The sequence below is a fragment of the Kosakonia sp. ML.JS2a genome (assembly GCF_025642095.1).
Classification (GTDB): Bacteria; Pseudomonadota; Gammaproteobacteria; order Enterobacterales; family Enterobacteriaceae.
Genome location: NZ_CP106754.1, coordinates 1904047 through 1918705, shown reverse-complemented (window position 1 = coordinate 1918705; position 14659 = coordinate 1904047). Strand labels below are relative to the sequence as shown.

The following is a 14659-nucleotide window of genomic DNA, read 5'->3' as shown; positions in this document are numbered from 1 at the left end:
TAGTTCTTTCCTCAGCGACAACGACTGTCGGTTTTTAAATGTGTATCTATCCGGTACGAAGCCCGGCCTCTTTTATTGAATGACGTTTTGCCTGCAAAAAAATAACCGACGTGTTTGGCGTCGGTTAATCTCTTCTATTTTTGCAGCGACATATTTTGCACCAGATTGGAGCGCGATGACAATACGATGAGACGTAACTCACTTATTTATCATCGCTAAGCGCATGATTTTTAGGCTATCGCTGAATTATTCATCGCAGCAATAGCATTATTTGTTAAAAAATGGATTCCAGCGGCATCTGCAACGGGTCCGGATAGAGATACTCAAACCCCAGTTCATTACAGATACGGCTGCCATCCACCTGTTTACCTTTGTCCTGACTGTGGGAGGCGGTGAATTTCGGCGGCTCCACCCCAAGCTGGCGCGCCATCGCCGGGTAGAACGTTGCGCGCGTCGGGTGTTCCGGGGCGCAGAGATTATAAATATGGCCGCCTTTTGGCGATTGCAGCAGGAGCGTAATCGCTGCAATCACATCTTCCAGATGCACCAGGTTAACACCGTGGTCGCCGTCCGGCGCGGTTTTGCCAGCAAAAAAGCGGCCTGGATGCCGGGCCGGGCCAACCAGGCCCGCCAGCCGCAGAATGTCCACCGACGTGCCCGGCAGATTGTGCAACCAGTCTTCCAGCTCTTTCAGCGTGCGTCCGCTGGCGGTGACCGGATTGCGCGGCGAGTTCTCTTTCACCACGCCGGAAACATCACCATATACCGAGGTGGAACTGGTAAAAATAATACGCGGAATGCGGTACGCCAGCGCGCTATCGACAATCTCCTGCATCGCCTGCAGGTAGAAATCCTCGCCGGGTCCGCTACGACGCGCGGGCAGCGTAATAACCAGCGCATCCACATTCATCAGCGCATCGAGGTCATCTGGTTCGCAAACCAGCTCGGGATTGAGATTCAGCACATAGCTTTCGATCCCGCACATGCGCGCCGCTTCCACACCGTCCTGGCGGGTTTTACTGCCGGTGACTTGCCAGCCGCGCGCCGTTAATGACAGCGCTAACGGCATACCCAGCCACCCCAGACCAATAATTGCGACCTTTTTCATGCGATCCCCTGTTCTCTTGCTTCCGACCTTTCAAGGCTACGCCAGCCAGGGATAACTGACAATTCATAGAGCGTATATGAAATGATTTAAAGATAAAAAAAAGCCCTTGCCTTAGGCGACCAAAGTGGTTTAGGTTAAACGACAACATATGAATAAGCATTCATCGAGAATTTTATGACACGCGTTCAATTTAAACACCACCATCATCACCATCATCCTGACTAGTCTTTCAGGCGATGTGTGCTGGAAGACATTCAGATCTTCCAGTGGTGCATGAACGCAGAGAAAGCCCCCGGAAGATCTTCTTCCGGGGGCTTTTTTTTGAACCAAATTCAGCAGGATAAAGAGGACAACAGAATGTTAGATAACTCGCGTTTACGCATAGCTATTCAGAAATCCGGTCGCCTGAGCGAAGACTCACGCGAATTGCTGGCACGCTGCGGCATCAAGATCAACCTGCATACACAGCGACTGATCGCCCTGGCCGAAAACATGCCGATTGATATTCTGCGCGTACGCGATGACGACATCCCGGGCCTGGTGATGGACGGCGTTGTTGATCTGGGGATCATTGGCGAAAACGTACTGGAAGAGGAACTGCTGAACCGCCGTGCGCAAGGCGAAGACCCGCGCTACTTCACGCTGCGTCGCCTGGATTTCGGCGGCTGCCGCCTGTCGCTGGCGACCCCCGCCGATGAAAGCTGGAACGGCCCGGCGGCGCTGGATGGCAAACGCATCGCCACCTCTTACCCGCACCTGCTGAAACGCTATCTGGACCAGAAAGGCGTCTCCTTTAAATCCTGTCTGCTGAATGGCTCCGTTGAAGTGGCCCCGCGTGCGGGTCTGGCCGACGCGATTTGCGACCTGGTCTCCACCGGCGCGACACTTGAGGCTAACGGCCTGCGAGAAGTGGAAGTGATTTACCGCTCCAAAGCCTGCCTGATCCAGCGTGATGGCGAAATGATGGATGCCAAACAACAGCTGATCGACAAACTGCTGACCCGCATCCAGGGCGTGATTCAGGCGCGCGAATCCAAATACATCATGATGCATGCGCCGAGTGAACGTCTGGAAGAGGTGATCGCCCTGCTGCCAGGCGCTGAACGCCCGACGATTCTGCCGCTGGCGGGCGATCAGCAGCGTGTGGCAATGCATATGGTGAGCAGCGAAACCCTGTTCTGGGAAACCATGGAAAAACTGAAAGCGCTGGGCGCAAGCTCCATTCTGGTGCTGCCGATTGAGAAGATGATGGAGTAAGGGCATGAGCTTCAATACCGTAATCGACTGGAACAGCAGTAGCGAAGAGCAGCAGCGCGCCTTATTAATGCGCCCGGCGATCTCCGCGTCTGACAGCATTACCCGCACGGTGGTGGAGATCCTCGACACCGTGAAAGCCCGCGGCGATGATGCGCTGCGTGAATACAGCGCGAAATTCGACAAAACGCAGGTTGATGCGCTGAAAGTCACCGATGACGAGATCCGCGCCGCCAGCGCCCGTCTGGGCGACGATATCAAACAGGCCATGGCCGTGGCGGTGAAAAATATCGACACCTTCCACAACGCACAAAAACTGCAAACGGTGGATGTGGAAACCCTGCCCGGCGTGCGCTGCCAGCAGATTACCCGCCCGATTGCGTCGGTTGGCCTTTATATTCCTGGCGGTTCCGCCCCGCTGTTTTCGACGGTATTGATGCTGGCGACCCCGGCGCGTATTGCCGGTTGCCAGAACGTGGTGCTCTGCTCACCGCCGCCGATTGCCGACGAAATTCTCTATGCTGCGCAGCTCTGCGGTGTGCAGGAGATCTTTAAAGTGGGCGGCGCGCAGGCGATTGCGGCGCTGGCCTTTGGCACCGATTCCGTACCCAAAGTCGATAAAATCTTCGGGCCGGGCAACGCCTATGTTACCGAGGCGAAGCGCCAGGTCAGCCAGCGTCTGGATGGCGCGGCCATTGATATGCCTGCCGGTCCTTCGGAAGTCCTGGTGATCGCTGATAGCGGCGCAACGCCGGACTTTGTCGCCTCCGATTTACTGTCGCAAGCCGAACACGGCCCGGACTCACAGGTGATCCTGTTGACGCCGGACAGCACAATGGCGACCCGCGTGGCGCAAGCCGTTGATCGTCAACTGGCCGATCTGCCGCGCGCAGAGACGGCGCGCCAGGCGCTGTCCGCCAGCCGTCTGATTGTCGCGCGGGATTTAGCCCAGTGCGTCGCTATCTCGAATCAGTACGGTCCGGAGCACCTGATTATTCAAACCCGCGACGCCCGTTCACTGGTGGAGAGCATCACCAGCGCCGGTTCCGTGTTCCTGGGGGACTGGTCACCGGAATCCGCCGGGGATTACGCATCCGGCACCAACCATGTGTTGCCGACCTACGGTTACACCGCTACCTGCTCCAGCCTGGGTCTGGCGGATTTCCAGAAACGCATGACGGTCCAGGAGCTTTCCCGCGAGGGTTTTGCCGCACTGGCAAGCACCATTGAAACACTGGCGGCGGCCGAACGCCTGACCGCTCACAAAAACGCCGTCACCCTGCGCGTCAATGCGCTGAAGGAGCAAGCATGAGCATCGAAGAACTGGCGCGCAAAAATGTGCGTGAACTGACGCCGTACCAGTCGGCCCGCCGCCTTGGCGGTAAAGGCGACGTCTGGCTGAATGCAAACGAATTCCCGACGGCTGTCGCGTTCGATCTCACGCAGCAATCCCTGAACCGTTACCCGGAGTGCCAGCCGAAAGCGGTGATTGAAAACTATGCGCAGTACGCGGGCGTAAAGCCGGAGCAAGTGCTGGTCAGTCGTGGCGCGGATGAGGGTATTGAACTGCTGATCCGTGCGTTCTGCGAGCCGGGGAAAGATGCGGTGCTGTTTTGCCCGCCGACCTACGGTATGTACAGCGTCAGCGCCGAAACCTTTGGCGTTGAGTATCGCACCGTGCAGGCGCTGGAGAACTGGCAACTGGATCTGCAGGGTATTGCCGACAAGCTGGACAACGTGAAAGTGGTCTATGTTTGCAGCCCGAACAACCCCACCGGGCAGATTATCAACCCGCAAGACCTGCGCGTACTGCTGGAAATGACCCGCGGTAAAGCAATCGTGGTGGCGGACGAAGCCTATATTGAGTTCTGCCCGCAGGCAACGCTGGCAGGCTGGCTGAGCGAATATCCGCACCTTGTTGTTTTGCGTACGCTGTCGAAAGCCTTTGCGCTGGCGGGCCTGCGCTGCGGTTTTACGCTGGCTAACGAAGAGGTGATCAACCTGCTGCTGAAAGTGATCGCACCGTATCCGCTGTCAACGCCGGTCGCGGACATCGCGGCGCAAGCGCTCAGCCCGCAGGGTATTGTGGCGATGCGTGAACGCGTGGCGCAGATCCTTGCCGAGCGTCAGTACCTGGTCACGGCGTTAAAAGAGATCCCGTGTGTTGAACAGGTCTTCGACTCCGAAACCAACTATATTCTCGTGCGCTTTACGGCATCGAGCGCGGTATTTAAATCTCTGTGGGATCAAGGCATTATCCTGAGAGACCAGAACAAGCAACCTTCTTTAAGCGGCTGCCTGCGCATCACCATCGGCACCCGTGCAGAGAGCCAGCGCGTCATTGACGCTTTACGTGCGGAGCAAGTATGAGCCAGAAGTACCTGTTTATTGACCGTGACGGAACACTGATTTCCGAGCCGCCAACCGATTACCAGGTGGATAAATTCGACAAGCTGGCGTTTGAGCCCGGGGTGATCCCGGTGCTGCTGAAGCTGCAAAAAGCGGGTTACAAACTGGTGATGATCACCAACCAGGACGGTCTGGGGACCAGCAGTTTCCCGCAGGCAGACTTCGATGGCCCGCACAATCTGATGATGCAGGTCTTCACCTCTCAGGGCGTCGACTTTGAAGAGGTACTGATTTGCCCGCACTTCCCCGGCGACGCGTGCGATTGTCGGAAACCGAAAGTGAAGCTGGTAGAACGCTGGCTGGCGGAAGGCGTGCTCGATGCAGCCAACAGTTACGTGATTGGCGATCGTGCAACGGATATCGAGCTGGCGAACAATATGGCCATTGCTGGCCTGCGTTATCACCGTGAGACGCTGAACTGGGCGATGATTGGCGAACAACTCACCCGTCGCGACCGCTATGCACACGTGGAACGTCACACCAAAGAGACGCAAATTGATGTCAAAGTGTGGCTGGATCGCGAAGGCGGCAGCAAAATTCACACTGGCGTCGGCTTCTTCGATCATATGCTGGACCAGATCGCCACGCATGGCGGCTTCCGTATGGAGATTACCGTCAAAGGCGATCTCTATATTGACGATCACCACACCGTGGAAGATACCGGTCTGGCGCTGGGTGAAGCGCTGAAACTGGCGCTCGGCGATAAGCGCGGCATTAACCGCTTCGGCTTCGTGTTGCCGATGGACGAATGTCTGGCACGCTGTGCGCTGGATATTTCTGGCCGTCCGCACCTGGAGTATAAAGCCGAGTTTACCTATCAACGCGTGGGTGATCTGAGCACCGAGATGGTTGAGCACTTTTTCCGCTCACTCTCTTACACCATGGCCGTGACGCTGCACCTGAAAACCAAAGGCAAAAACGACCACCACCGGGTGGAAAGTCTGTTCAAAGCGTTCGGTCGCACTCTACGTCAGGCCATTCGTGTGGAAGGCGACACCCTTCCCTCCTCAAAAGGAGTGCTGTGATGAATGTGGTGATCCTCGATACCGGCTGCGCCAACCTGAATTCGGTAAAGTCAGCCATTGCCCGCCACGGCTATGATCCGCTGGTGAGTCGCGATCCGGACGTGGTTTTGCGTGCCGATAAACTCTTTCTGCCAGGCGTGGGCACCGCGCAGGCGGCGATGGATCAGTTGCGCGAACGTGAGCTGATTGAACTGGTTAAGGCCTGCACCCAGCCGGTACTCGGCATCTGTCTTGGCATGCAGTTACTCGGGCGTTTTAGCGAAGAGAACAACGGCGTCCCGCTGTTGGGTATCATCGATCAGGATGTGCCCAAAATGAAGGATGTCGGCCTGCCGCTTCCCCATATGGGCTGGAATCAGGTCTACCCGAAGGCGAGTAACCGCCTGTTTCAGGGCATTGAGGATGGCGCGTATTTCTATTTTGTGCACAGCTACGCCATGCCGGTAAATGAGAGCACCATTGCCCGTTGTGATTATGGTGAACCCTTTACCGCAGCAATACAGAAAGACAATTTCTACGGCGTGCAATTCCACCCGGAACGCTCGGGCCGTGCAGGCGCGCAACTGCTGAAAAATTTCCTGGAGATGTGATGATTATTCCCGCATTAGATTTAATTGATGGCACCGTGGTGCGTCTCCATCAGGGGGATTATGCACAGCAACGGGATTATGGTAATGATCCGCTGCCGCGCTTGCAGGATTATGCAGCCCAGGGCGCAGAAGTGCTGCATCTGGTGGACTTAACCGGTGCCAAAGATCCGGCGCGCCGACAGATCCCTTTGCTGAAAACGCTGGTGGCGGGTGTGAATGTTCCGGTGCAGGTTGGCGGTGGTGTGCGCACCGAAGAAGACGTAGCAGCCCTGCTGGATGCTGGTGTTGCCCGCGTGGTGATCGGTTCAACGGCAGTAAAATCACCGGAGACGGTCAAAGGCTGGTTTGCCCGCTTTGGCGCGGACAAGCTGGTGCTGGCGCTGGATGTACGCATTGACGAACAGGGAACCAAACAGGTGGCCGTCAGCGGCTGGCAGGAGAACTCCGGCGTCACGCTCGAAGCACTGGTGGAAACCTATCTTGCGGTCGGTCTGAAACATGTGCTGTGCACCGATATCTCCCGCGACGGTACGTTAGCCGGCTCCAATGTCTCGCTGTATGAGGAAATTTGCGCACGCTGGCCGCAGGTGGCGTTTCAGTCTTCCGGCGGTATCGGCGGTATTGATGATATTGCCGCTCTGCGTGGTACGGGCGTGCGCGGCGTGATTGTCGGGCGAGCGCTACTGGAAGGTAAATTCACTGTGAAGGAGGCCATTCAATGCTGGCAAAACGGATAATCCCTTGTCTTGACGTGCGCGATGGCCAGGTGGTGAAAGGCGTGCAGTTCCGCAATCACGAAATCATTGGCGATATCGTCCCACTGGCGAAGCGTTACGCTGAAGAAGGCGCGGATGAACTGGTGTTTTACGATATCACCGCCTCCAGCGACGGTCGCGTGGTGGATAAAAGCTGGGTGTCGCGGGTCGCTGAAGTGATTGATATCCCCTTCTGCGTGGCCGGAGGCATTAAATCTGCGGATGATGCCGCGAAAATCCTCTCCTTTGGTGCAGATAAGATCTCGATTAACTCTCCGGCGCTGGCGGATCCGACGTTGATTACCCGGCTGGCGGATCGCTTTGGCGTGCAGTGTGTTGTGGTGGGTATCGACACCTGGTTTGACGCCGCAACCGGTAAATACCACGTTAACCAGTATACCGGCGATGAGAGTCGCACCCGGGTAACGCAGTGGGAAACGCTGGACTGGGTGCAGGAAGTGCAAAAACGCGGCGCCGGGGAAATCGTGTTAAACATGATGAATCAGGACGGCGTACGTAACGGTTACGATCTTGAGCAACTGAAGAAAGTGCGTGCAGTGTGCCATGTTCCGCTGATCGCTTCCGGCGGCGCCGGTACGATGGAGCACTTTCTGCAAGCCTTCCGGGATGCGGATGTCGACGGCGCGCTGGCCGCGTCGGTATTCCACAAACAAATTATCAATATTGGCGAATTGAAAACGTACCTGGCGGACCAGGGCGTGGAGATAAGGGTATGTTAACAGAGCAACAACTGGCCCAACTGGACTGGGAAAAAACCGACGGACTGCTGCCCGCCGTGGTGCAGCATGCGGTTTCAGGTGAAGTCCTGATGCTGGGATACATGAATCAGGACGCGCTGGCAAAAACGCTGGAAAGCGGCAAAGTCACCTTTTTCTCCCGCACCAAAGGCCGCCTGTGGACCAAGGGCGAAACCTCCGGGCACTTCCTCAATGTGGTCAGTATCGCGCCGGACTGCGACAACGATACTCTGCTGGTGCTGGTTAACCCCATCGGCCCAACCTGCCATACCGGTACGTCGAGCTGTTTTGGCGATAACAGCCATCAGTGGCTGTTCCTGTATCAGCTGGAAGAGCTGTTAGCCGCGCGGAAGACCGCCGATCCGGCAAGCTCTTATACGGCAAAACTGTATGCCAGCGGCACCAAGCGTATCGCGCAGAAAGTGGGGGAAGAAGGCGTGGAAACCGCGTTGGCCGCCACGGTGAATGACCGCGAAGAGCTGGTTAACGAGGCTTCGGATCTGATGTATCACCTGTTGGTATTGCTGCAAGACCAGCAGCTTGATTTAACCACGGTGATTGAGAATTTACGCAAGCGTCATAAATAAGGTATCCGGGGGAGCCACCACGCGCTCCCCTTATTTATCAGAGATAAAGCAGTTACCATTCTCTCCCGCAGCAGGTATGATCCCCCCACAGTTTTACGCATTACACGTTATGCATACCAAACATTGAGGTTGAAGATGAAATTTCTGGTCACCGGCGCAGCCGGCTTTATCGGCTTTCACGTCTGCGGGCGTCTTCTGCAAGCGGGTCATCAGGTCGTAGGGATTGATAACCTTAATGATTACTATGAGGTCAGCCTGAAGCAGGCGCGCCTGGATTTGCTCCGCTCTTCTGCATTCAGCTTTCACAAAATCGATCTCGCCGATCGCGAAGCCATGAGCCACCTGTTCGCCAGCGAGAAATTCGACCGCGTCATCCATTTAGCCGCGCAAGCGGGGGTACGTTATTCCCTGCAAAACCCGCATGTTTACGCCGATTCCAACCTGATTGGTCATCTCAACGTGCTGGAGGGTTGCCGCCACAATAAGGTGCAGCATTTACTGTATGCCTCTTCCAGTTCTGTTTACGGTCTGAACCGCAAGATGCCGTTCTCCACGGATGACTCCGTGGATCATCCGGTGTCGCTGTATGCGGCCACCAAAAAAGCCAACGAGCTGATGTCGCATACCTATTCTCATCTCTATGACTTGCCCACTACCGGCCTGCGCTTCTTTACCGTGTATGGTCCATGGGGCCGCCCGGATATGGCGTTATTCAAGTTCACCAAAGCGATGCTGGAAGGCAAAAGCATTGACGTTTACAACTACGGGAAGATGAAGCGTGACTTCACCTACGTGGATGACATTGTCGAGGCCATTGTCCGTATGCAGGATGTGATCCCACAGGCAAACCCGGAGTGGACCGTAGAAAGCGGCTCCCCGGCAACCAGTTCTGCGCCTTATCATGTCTATAACATCGGCAACAGCTCGCCGGTGGAATTAATGGATTACATTACTGCGCTGGAAGACGCGTTGGGTATTGAAGCACAGAAAAATATGATGCCGATTCAGCCTGGCGATGTGCTGGAAACCAGCGCCGATACACAGCCGCTGTATGAAACGATTGGCTTTAAGCCGCAGACATCCGTCAAAGAAGGCGTGAAGAAATTCGTCGAGTGGTATAAAGCATACTATCACGCTTAAGAGAAACGGCCCTGACGGGCCGTTTTCGTATCAGTCATTACCAAACAAATCGCGGGTGTAGACTTTCTCTTCCACATCCGCCAGCTCTTTCGCCATGCGGTTTGAGATAATCACATCGGATTCTTGCTTGAATGCTTCCAGATCGCGCACGACGCGGGAGTGGAAGAATTCATCTTCCTTCATCACCGGCTCATAAATGATGACCTGCACGCCTTTTGCTTTGATGCGCTTCATGATCCCCTGAATAGAAGAGGCGCGGAAGTTATCAGAACCGCTCTTCATAATCAGACGATACACGCCCACCACTTTCGGTTTGCGGGCAAGAATTGAGTCAGCAACAAAGTCTTTGCGCGTACGGTTCGCATCCACAATGGCCGAGATAATGTTGTTCGGCACCGACTGATAGTTCGCCAGCAGCTGTTTGGTGTCTTTCGGCAGGCAGTAGCCACCGTAACCAAAGGACGGGTTGTTGTAGTGGTTGCCAATACGCGGGTCGAGGCAAACGCCTTCGATAATCTGGCGGCTGTTCAGTCCCAGGCTTTCTGCATAGCTGTCCAGCTCATTAAAGTAGGCCACACGCATCGCCAGATAGGTGTTAGCAAATAATTTAATGGCTTCTGCTTCGGTGGAGTCGGTAAACAACACCTGAATATCTTTCTTGATGGCACCTTCCTGCAGCAGGGAAGCAAAACGCTCCGCACGCTCAGAACGTTCGCCAATCACGATACGCGACGGGTAGAGGTTGTCGTAAAGCGCTTTGCCTTCTCGCAGGAACTCTGGCGAGAAGATAACGTTATCAATACCCAACTTTTCTTTGATGGATTCGGTAAAGCCGACCGGAATGGTGGACTTGATGATCATGACCGCTTGCGGGTTGATTTCATGCACATCGCGGATCACCGCTTCTACTGAACTGGTGTTGAAGTAGTTGGTTTTCGGATCGTAATCCGTCGGTGTAGCGATAATCACGAAATCCGCGCCGCGATAGGCATCGTGCTTGTCCGTTGTTGCACGGAAGTTCAGCGGCTTATTCTGCAAATACTCCTGGATTTCCTTATCAACGATGGGAGAAATCTTCTTGTTAAGCATATCGACTTTGTCCTTCACGATATCCAGCGCCACGACCTCATGGTGCTGCGCGATCAGGATCCCGTTCGATAGACCAACATAACCTGTTCCGGAGATTGTTATTTTCATTCGATAAGCAACTTTTGTGAGTGTATGAACCGGAGGTGGCGATACCGCCGCCACCGCTTAATATCAATAACTGTTGGGGTTTTTACCTCTTCTGTTGAGGAACTGTCAAGGCGTCAAACGGCGGGCAACAGCGGCGTTTATGCGCGGTTTAGCAGGCAGCAGAGAGCAAAATGAAGAGGACTTCCCGCAACAGCGGCGATTCAGCGCAAAAAAAAGCCCGGTTGCAGTAACCGGGCTTACTTTTACAGGCGACTGATTATCAGATTAATCCAGCCATTCGGTATGGAACACGCCATCTTTGTCAGTGCGTTTGTAGGTATGCGCACCAAAGTAATCACGCTGCGCCTGAATCAGGTTGGCAGGCAGGACCGCAGAGCGGTAGCTGTCGTAGTAAGCGACGGCTGCAGAGAAAGTCGGAACCGGGATACCGTTCTGTACCGCGTAAGCAACAACGTCACGCAGCGCTTGCTGGTAATCATCAGCAATTTGCTTGAAGTACGGCGCCAACAACAAGTTAGCAATGGCCGGTGTCTCCGCATAGGCGTCGGTGATTTTCTGCAGGAACTGCGCACGGATAATGCAGCCAGCACGGAAAATCTTCGCGATTTCACCGTAGTTCAGATCCCAGTTGTGCTCGTCGGAAGCAGCTCGCAGTTGGGAGAAACCCTGCGCATAAGAGACGATTTTACCGAGGTACAGTGCGCGGCGGACTTTCTCGATAAATTCAGCTTTGTCACCAGCCGGTTTCGCCTGCGGACCGGACAACACTTTAGATGCCGCAACACGCTGCTCTTTCAGCGAGGAGATGTAGCGTGCGAATACGGACTCGGTGATCAGCGACAGCGGTTCGCCCAGATCCAGCGAGCTCTGGCTGGTCCATTTGCCGGTACCTTTGTTTGCTGCTTCATCCAGAATCACATCAACCAGGTATTTACCTTCGTCATCTTTCTTGGTGAAGATATCTTTGGTGATGTCGATCAGGTAGCTGCTCAGCTCACCAGCGTTCCACTCGCTGAAAGTTTTCGCCAGCTCTTCATTGGAGAGATTCAGGCCGCCTTTCAGCAGTGCATACGCTTCGGCAATCAGCTGCATGTCACCGTATTCAATGCCGTTGTGCACCATTTTTACATAGTGGCCCGCGCCGTCCGGACCGATATAGGTCACGCACGGTTCACCATCTTCAGCAACGGCTGCGATTTTAGTCAGAATTGGGGCAACCAGTTCGTAAGCATCTTTCTGGCCGCCAGGCATGATAGACGGGCCTTTCAGCGCGCCTTCTTCACCACCGGATACCCCGGTGCCGATAAAGTTGAAGCCTTCCGCAGAGAGTTCGCGGTTACGACGAATAGTGTCCTGGAAGAACGTGTTGCCGCCATCGATAATGATGTCGCCTTTTGCCAGATAAGGTTTCAGGGACTCGATAGCTTTGTCGGTACCCTCGCCCGCTTTCACCATCAGCAGGATGCGACGCGGGGTTTCCAGAGATTCAACAAATTCTTTAACGGTGTAGTAAGGAACCAGCTTTTTGCCTGGGTTTTCGGCAACTACTTCTTCGGTTTTTTCGCGGGAGCGGTTGAAAACGGAAACGGTATAGCCACGGCTTTCGATGTTAAGCGCCAGGTTGCGCCCCATCACGGCCATACCAACAACGCCGATTTGTTGCTTGGACATTACATACTCCTGTCAGGTGTGGTTACCCTGCCGTCAACGGATCCGGCGGGTCGTAAGTGAATGGTATGTTAGCCTAAAAATGCGTAATGAACGAGAGTGTCTGGCAGGAAAAGCACAAAGCAAACACGCAGCAACCCTGCCTGATGAAAGGGCATCACCTTCGTGTTCCATATAATTGAGAATAATTGCTTGCTATAGTAGCATCCACGCAACATTATAACTTTAAAGCCAAATACATGTCGTCGTCGCGCAAAACTGATAATTCTATACGTTATCGCCCAGAGATTGATGGAATACGAGCCATCGCCGTTGTTTCGGTTGTGTTGTATCATTTTTTCCCCCACCTGGTGCCCGGCGGGTTCATCGGTGTCGATATATTTTTCGTGATATCCGGTTACCTCATCTCATCCATTATTCTTAATAAAAGTAAAAACAACACCTTCAGTATCCTTGATTTCTATGCCAGACGTATAAAAAGGATCTTCCCGGCCCTTTCCGTGGTACTTATTACCTGTATCGTCTTTGGCTGGTTTGCCCTGCTGACCGATGAATACAGACAGCTCGGAAAACATGTAGCCGCCAGTACGCTCTTTGCGCAGAACCTCATGCTGCTCTCGGAAGCAAATTATTTTGATAACGCCAGCATAACTAAGCCACTGCTTCATTTATGGAGTCTTGGTATTGAAGAGCAGTTTTATCTGATTTGGCCAATCGTTATTTATGTTTGCACCCGCCACAAGAAAAATATAATAGCTGCAATAGCCCTTGCCGGGTTTGCTTCATTTTTCATCGGGTTGTGGTATTTGCATAAGGGTTTCACATCGGCTGCGTATTACTCGCCGGACTCGCGTGCATGGGAATTGCTGGCCGGTGCGGCGCTGGCATGGTTTCATAGCGGTAGCCGGAGCATCAGAAAAGTAACCAGACTGGATACGCTATTGGCTGCCAGCGGGTTATGCATGCTCGTTTTTGGTCTTTATTTTATTGATAAGACAAAAAATTTCCCCGGTCTGTATGCGCTAATCCCGGTTGTAGCAACCTGCATGCTTATCTTCGCGCAGTCTGAAAACGTTATCAGTAAGGCATTTTTATCTTCCCGTGTAATGGTCTTTGTGGGTCTGATCAGTTATCCGTTGTACCTATGGCACTGGCCGTTAATCTCATTTGCCTGGATTATTAACGGTAGCGATCCGGCAACAAACATGAAAATAGCGCTGATCTTTGTTGCATTTCTTCTGGCATGGCTGACATTCCACATCGTTGAAAAGCCATTCAGAAAATCCAGTTATTCGCAGCGCGCTATTTTCAGTCTTGTCGCGGTGCTTATCGTCACCAGTATTGCCGGTTGCACCCTCTATTTCAGACAGGGGCTACCGCAGCGTCAGAATGCTACGCTCCAGGGATACCCGGGCGATATTGGCCATGATGAATTTCATAAATATATTGCGACGCATTTTGTACTCTGTACGCCAGAAAGCATCGCTACGACAGCGCTGAAATGGAACAATTACACGCGTTGTATGCAATCAAAAGAAGGCAACAATATTGATATTGTGTTGCTGGGCGACAGCCATGCCGAACATCTCTTTATTGGTATGGCCGAGGCGCTTAAGAATAAAAATGTGGCCTTTTATATCGAAGATGGTTCCCCCTTCCTGAGTAATGCTAAGTTTGCGAGACTTTACGAAGAAATATTGCGTAACCCACATATTAAAACCGTGGTATTGACCATGTACTGGCACGGTCGTTATGGTGAAACGCCCCCAGGAAGTTCGCTTGAAAAAGAGATTGGCGCAACAGCAAAACGCTTCACCGATGCCGGGAAGAAAGTCATTTTAACTGATGATGTGGCAGACTTTCCCTTCACACCAGATAAATGCAAAGGGCGCCGCTGGTTATCATTTAGCGATAGCACCTGCGTAATTACGCGTGCGGAGTCGGATAAACAAAAGGAGAGATACCTGCCTGAACTCCAGGAGATTGCCAGCAAAAACGTAAACGTTGAGTTGCTCGCTGAAAGGGAGTATCTATGCGATACGGCGAGCTGCAGTATGATAAAAGATGGGAAACTAATGTATCGCGACACGCACCATTTGAATATTAATGGTTCACGATACATTGGGGAAAAGATTGTTGCAGACAATCCACAAGCCTTTCAGTAAAGA

14 protein-coding genes and 1 other annotated feature are annotated in these 14659 nt (G+C 53.6%); of the genes, 11 read left to right on the top strand and 3 right to left on the bottom strand.

The window, feature by feature from the left end:
* Positions 1–274 precede the first annotated feature (274 nt).
* A complete protein-coding gene (locus tag N7922_RS09135) occupies positions 275–1108 on the bottom strand; it encodes an SDR family oxidoreductase (RefSeq protein ID WP_263100228.1) in 834 nt (277 codons plus the stop codon).
* A 174-nt stretch (positions 1109–1282) separates the two neighbouring features.
* Between N7922_RS09135 and hisL the strand changes: the two genes are divergently transcribed.
* The 10 genes from hisL (at position 1283) to N7922_RS09085 (ending at position 9626) form a co-directional block, all read left to right on the top strand.
* Positions 1283–1333, top strand: coding sequence for a his operon leader peptide (gene hisL, locus N7922_RS09130; protein WP_001364200.1), 51 nt, complete (start codon positions 1283–1285; stop codon positions 1331–1333).
* Positions 1309–1431 (top strand) — a sequence feature (His leader region). It overlaps the preceding gene by 25 nt.
* 34 nt (positions 1432–1465) lie before the next feature.
* Positions 1466–2365, top strand: a complete 900-nt coding sequence (gene hisG, locus N7922_RS09125; protein ID WP_263100227.1) for an ATP phosphoribosyltransferase — start codon at positions 1466–1468, stop codon at positions 2363–2365.
* A gap of 4 nt (positions 2366–2369) precedes the next feature.
* The gene (hisD, locus tag N7922_RS09120) at positions 2370–3674 is read left to right on the top strand and encodes a histidinol dehydrogenase (RefSeq protein WP_263100226.1); all 1305 of its coding nucleotides are present in this window, start codon (positions 2370–2372) and stop codon (positions 3672–3674) included.
* Positions 3671–4732, top strand: a complete 1062-nt coding sequence (hisC, locus tag N7922_RS09115) for a histidinol-phosphate transaminase (RefSeq protein WP_263100225.1) — start codon at positions 3671–3673, stop codon at positions 4730–4732. Before hisD ends, hisC begins: the two co-directional genes overlap by 4 nt.
* Complete coding sequence (gene hisB, locus N7922_RS09110) at positions 4729–5796, top strand: bifunctional histidinol-phosphatase/imidazoleglycerol-phosphate dehydratase HisB (protein WP_263100224.1); 1068 nt, start codon at positions 4729–4731, stop codon at positions 5794–5796. The genes hisC and hisB overlap by 4 nt, the downstream gene beginning before the upstream one ends.
* The gene (hisH, locus tag N7922_RS09105; protein ID WP_263100223.1) at positions 5796–6386 is read left to right on the top strand and encodes an imidazole glycerol phosphate synthase subunit HisH; all 591 of its coding nucleotides are present in this window, start codon (positions 5796–5798) and stop codon (positions 6384–6386) included. Before hisB ends, hisH begins: the two co-directional genes overlap by 1 nt.
* Positions 6386–7123 (top strand): 1-(5-phosphoribosyl)-5-[(5-phosphoribosylamino)methylideneamino]imidazole-4-carboxamide isomerase, encoded by a 738-nt coding sequence (gene hisA / locus N7922_RS09100; protein ID WP_263100221.1) that lies wholly within the window; start codon positions 6386–6388, stop codon positions 7121–7123. Before hisH ends, hisA begins: the two co-directional genes overlap by 1 nt.
* The gene (gene hisF / locus N7922_RS09095) at positions 7105–7881 is read left to right on the top strand and encodes an imidazole glycerol phosphate synthase subunit HisF (RefSeq protein WP_263100220.1); all 777 of its coding nucleotides are present in this window, start codon (positions 7105–7107) and stop codon (positions 7879–7881) included. The genes hisA and hisF overlap by 19 nt, the downstream gene beginning before the upstream one ends.
* Positions 7875–8486: a bifunctional phosphoribosyl-AMP cyclohydrolase/phosphoribosyl-ATP diphosphatase HisIE gene (gene hisIE / locus N7922_RS09090; RefSeq protein WP_263100219.1), complete on the top strand. Its 612-nt coding sequence runs from the start codon at positions 7875–7877 to the stop codon at positions 8484–8486. Before hisF ends, hisIE begins: the two co-directional genes overlap by 7 nt.
* A 135-nt stretch (positions 8487–8621) precedes the next feature.
* Complete coding sequence (locus N7922_RS09085; RefSeq protein WP_263100218.1) at positions 8622–9626, top strand: NAD-dependent epimerase; 1005 nt, start codon at positions 8622–8624, stop codon at positions 9624–9626.
* A 30-nt stretch (positions 9627–9656) separates the two neighbouring features.
* Here the strand turns inward: N7922_RS09085 and ugd are convergent, their stop codons facing one another.
* Together ugd and gndA are read right to left on the bottom strand one after the other, a co-directional pair.
* On the bottom strand, positions 9657–10823 hold the full coding sequence (ugd, locus tag N7922_RS09080) for a UDP-glucose 6-dehydrogenase (RefSeq protein WP_263100217.1): 1167 nt from the start codon (positions 10821–10823) through the stop codon (positions 9657–9659).
* 264 nt (positions 10824–11087) lie between these two features.
* Positions 11088–12494, bottom strand: a complete 1407-nt coding sequence (gndA, locus tag N7922_RS09075; protein WP_263100216.1) for an NADP-dependent phosphogluconate dehydrogenase — start codon at positions 12492–12494, stop codon at positions 11088–11090.
* Positions 12495–12730: 236 nt separating this feature from the next.
* Here gndA and N7922_RS09070 point away from each other — a divergent pair, with 236 nt between their 5' ends.
* Positions 12731–14656, top strand: coding sequence for an acyltransferase family protein (locus N7922_RS09070; RefSeq protein ID WP_263100215.1), 1926 nt, complete (start codon positions 12731–12733; stop codon positions 14654–14656).
* The last annotated feature ends 3 nt before the right edge of the window (positions 14657–14659 follow it).

What these genes read in the sequence shown, in the direction of transcription:
- N7922_RS09135 (WP_263100228.1), bottom strand. Translation starts at nt 1,108, where the DNA reads ATGAAAAAGGTCGCAATTATTGGTCTGGGGTGGCTGGGTATGCCGTTA.
- hisG (WP_263100227.1), top strand. Translation starts at nt 1,466, where the DNA reads ATGTTAGATAACTCGCGTTTACGCATAGCTATTCAGAAATCCGGTCGC.
- hisD (WP_263100226.1), top strand. Translation starts at nt 2,370, where the DNA reads ATGAGCTTCAATACCGTAATCGACTGGAACAGCAGTAGCGAAGAGCAG.
- hisC (WP_263100225.1), top strand. Translation starts at nt 3,671, where the DNA reads ATGAGCATCGAAGAACTGGCGCGCAAAAATGTGCGTGAACTGACGCCG.
- hisB (WP_263100224.1), top strand. Translation starts at nt 4,729, where the DNA reads ATGAGCCAGAAGTACCTGTTTATTGACCGTGACGGAACACTGATTTCC.
- hisH (WP_263100223.1), top strand. Translation starts at nt 5,796, where the DNA reads ATGAATGTGGTGATCCTCGATACCGGCTGCGCCAACCTGAATTCGGTA.
- hisA (WP_263100221.1), top strand. Translation starts at nt 6,386, where the DNA reads ATGATTATTCCCGCATTAGATTTAATTGATGGCACCGTGGTGCGTCTC.
- hisF (WP_263100220.1), top strand. Translation starts at nt 7,105, where the DNA reads ATGCTGGCAAAACGGATAATCCCTTGTCTTGACGTGCGCGATGGCCAG.
- hisIE (WP_263100219.1), top strand. Translation starts at nt 7,875, where the DNA reads ATGTTAACAGAGCAACAACTGGCCCAACTGGACTGGGAAAAAACCGAC.
- N7922_RS09085 (WP_263100218.1), top strand. Translation starts at nt 8,622, where the DNA reads ATGAAATTTCTGGTCACCGGCGCAGCCGGCTTTATCGGCTTTCACGTC.
- ugd (WP_263100217.1), bottom strand. Translation starts at nt 10,823, where the DNA reads ATGAAAATAACAATCTCCGGAACAGGTTATGTTGGTCTATCGAACGGG.
- gndA (WP_263100216.1), bottom strand. Translation starts at nt 12,494, where the DNA reads ATGTCCAAGCAACAAATCGGCGTTGTTGGTATGGCCGTGATGGGGCGC.
- N7922_RS09070 (WP_263100215.1), top strand. Translation starts at nt 12,731, where the DNA reads ATGTCGTCGTCGCGCAAAACTGATAATTCTATACGTTATCGCCCAGAG.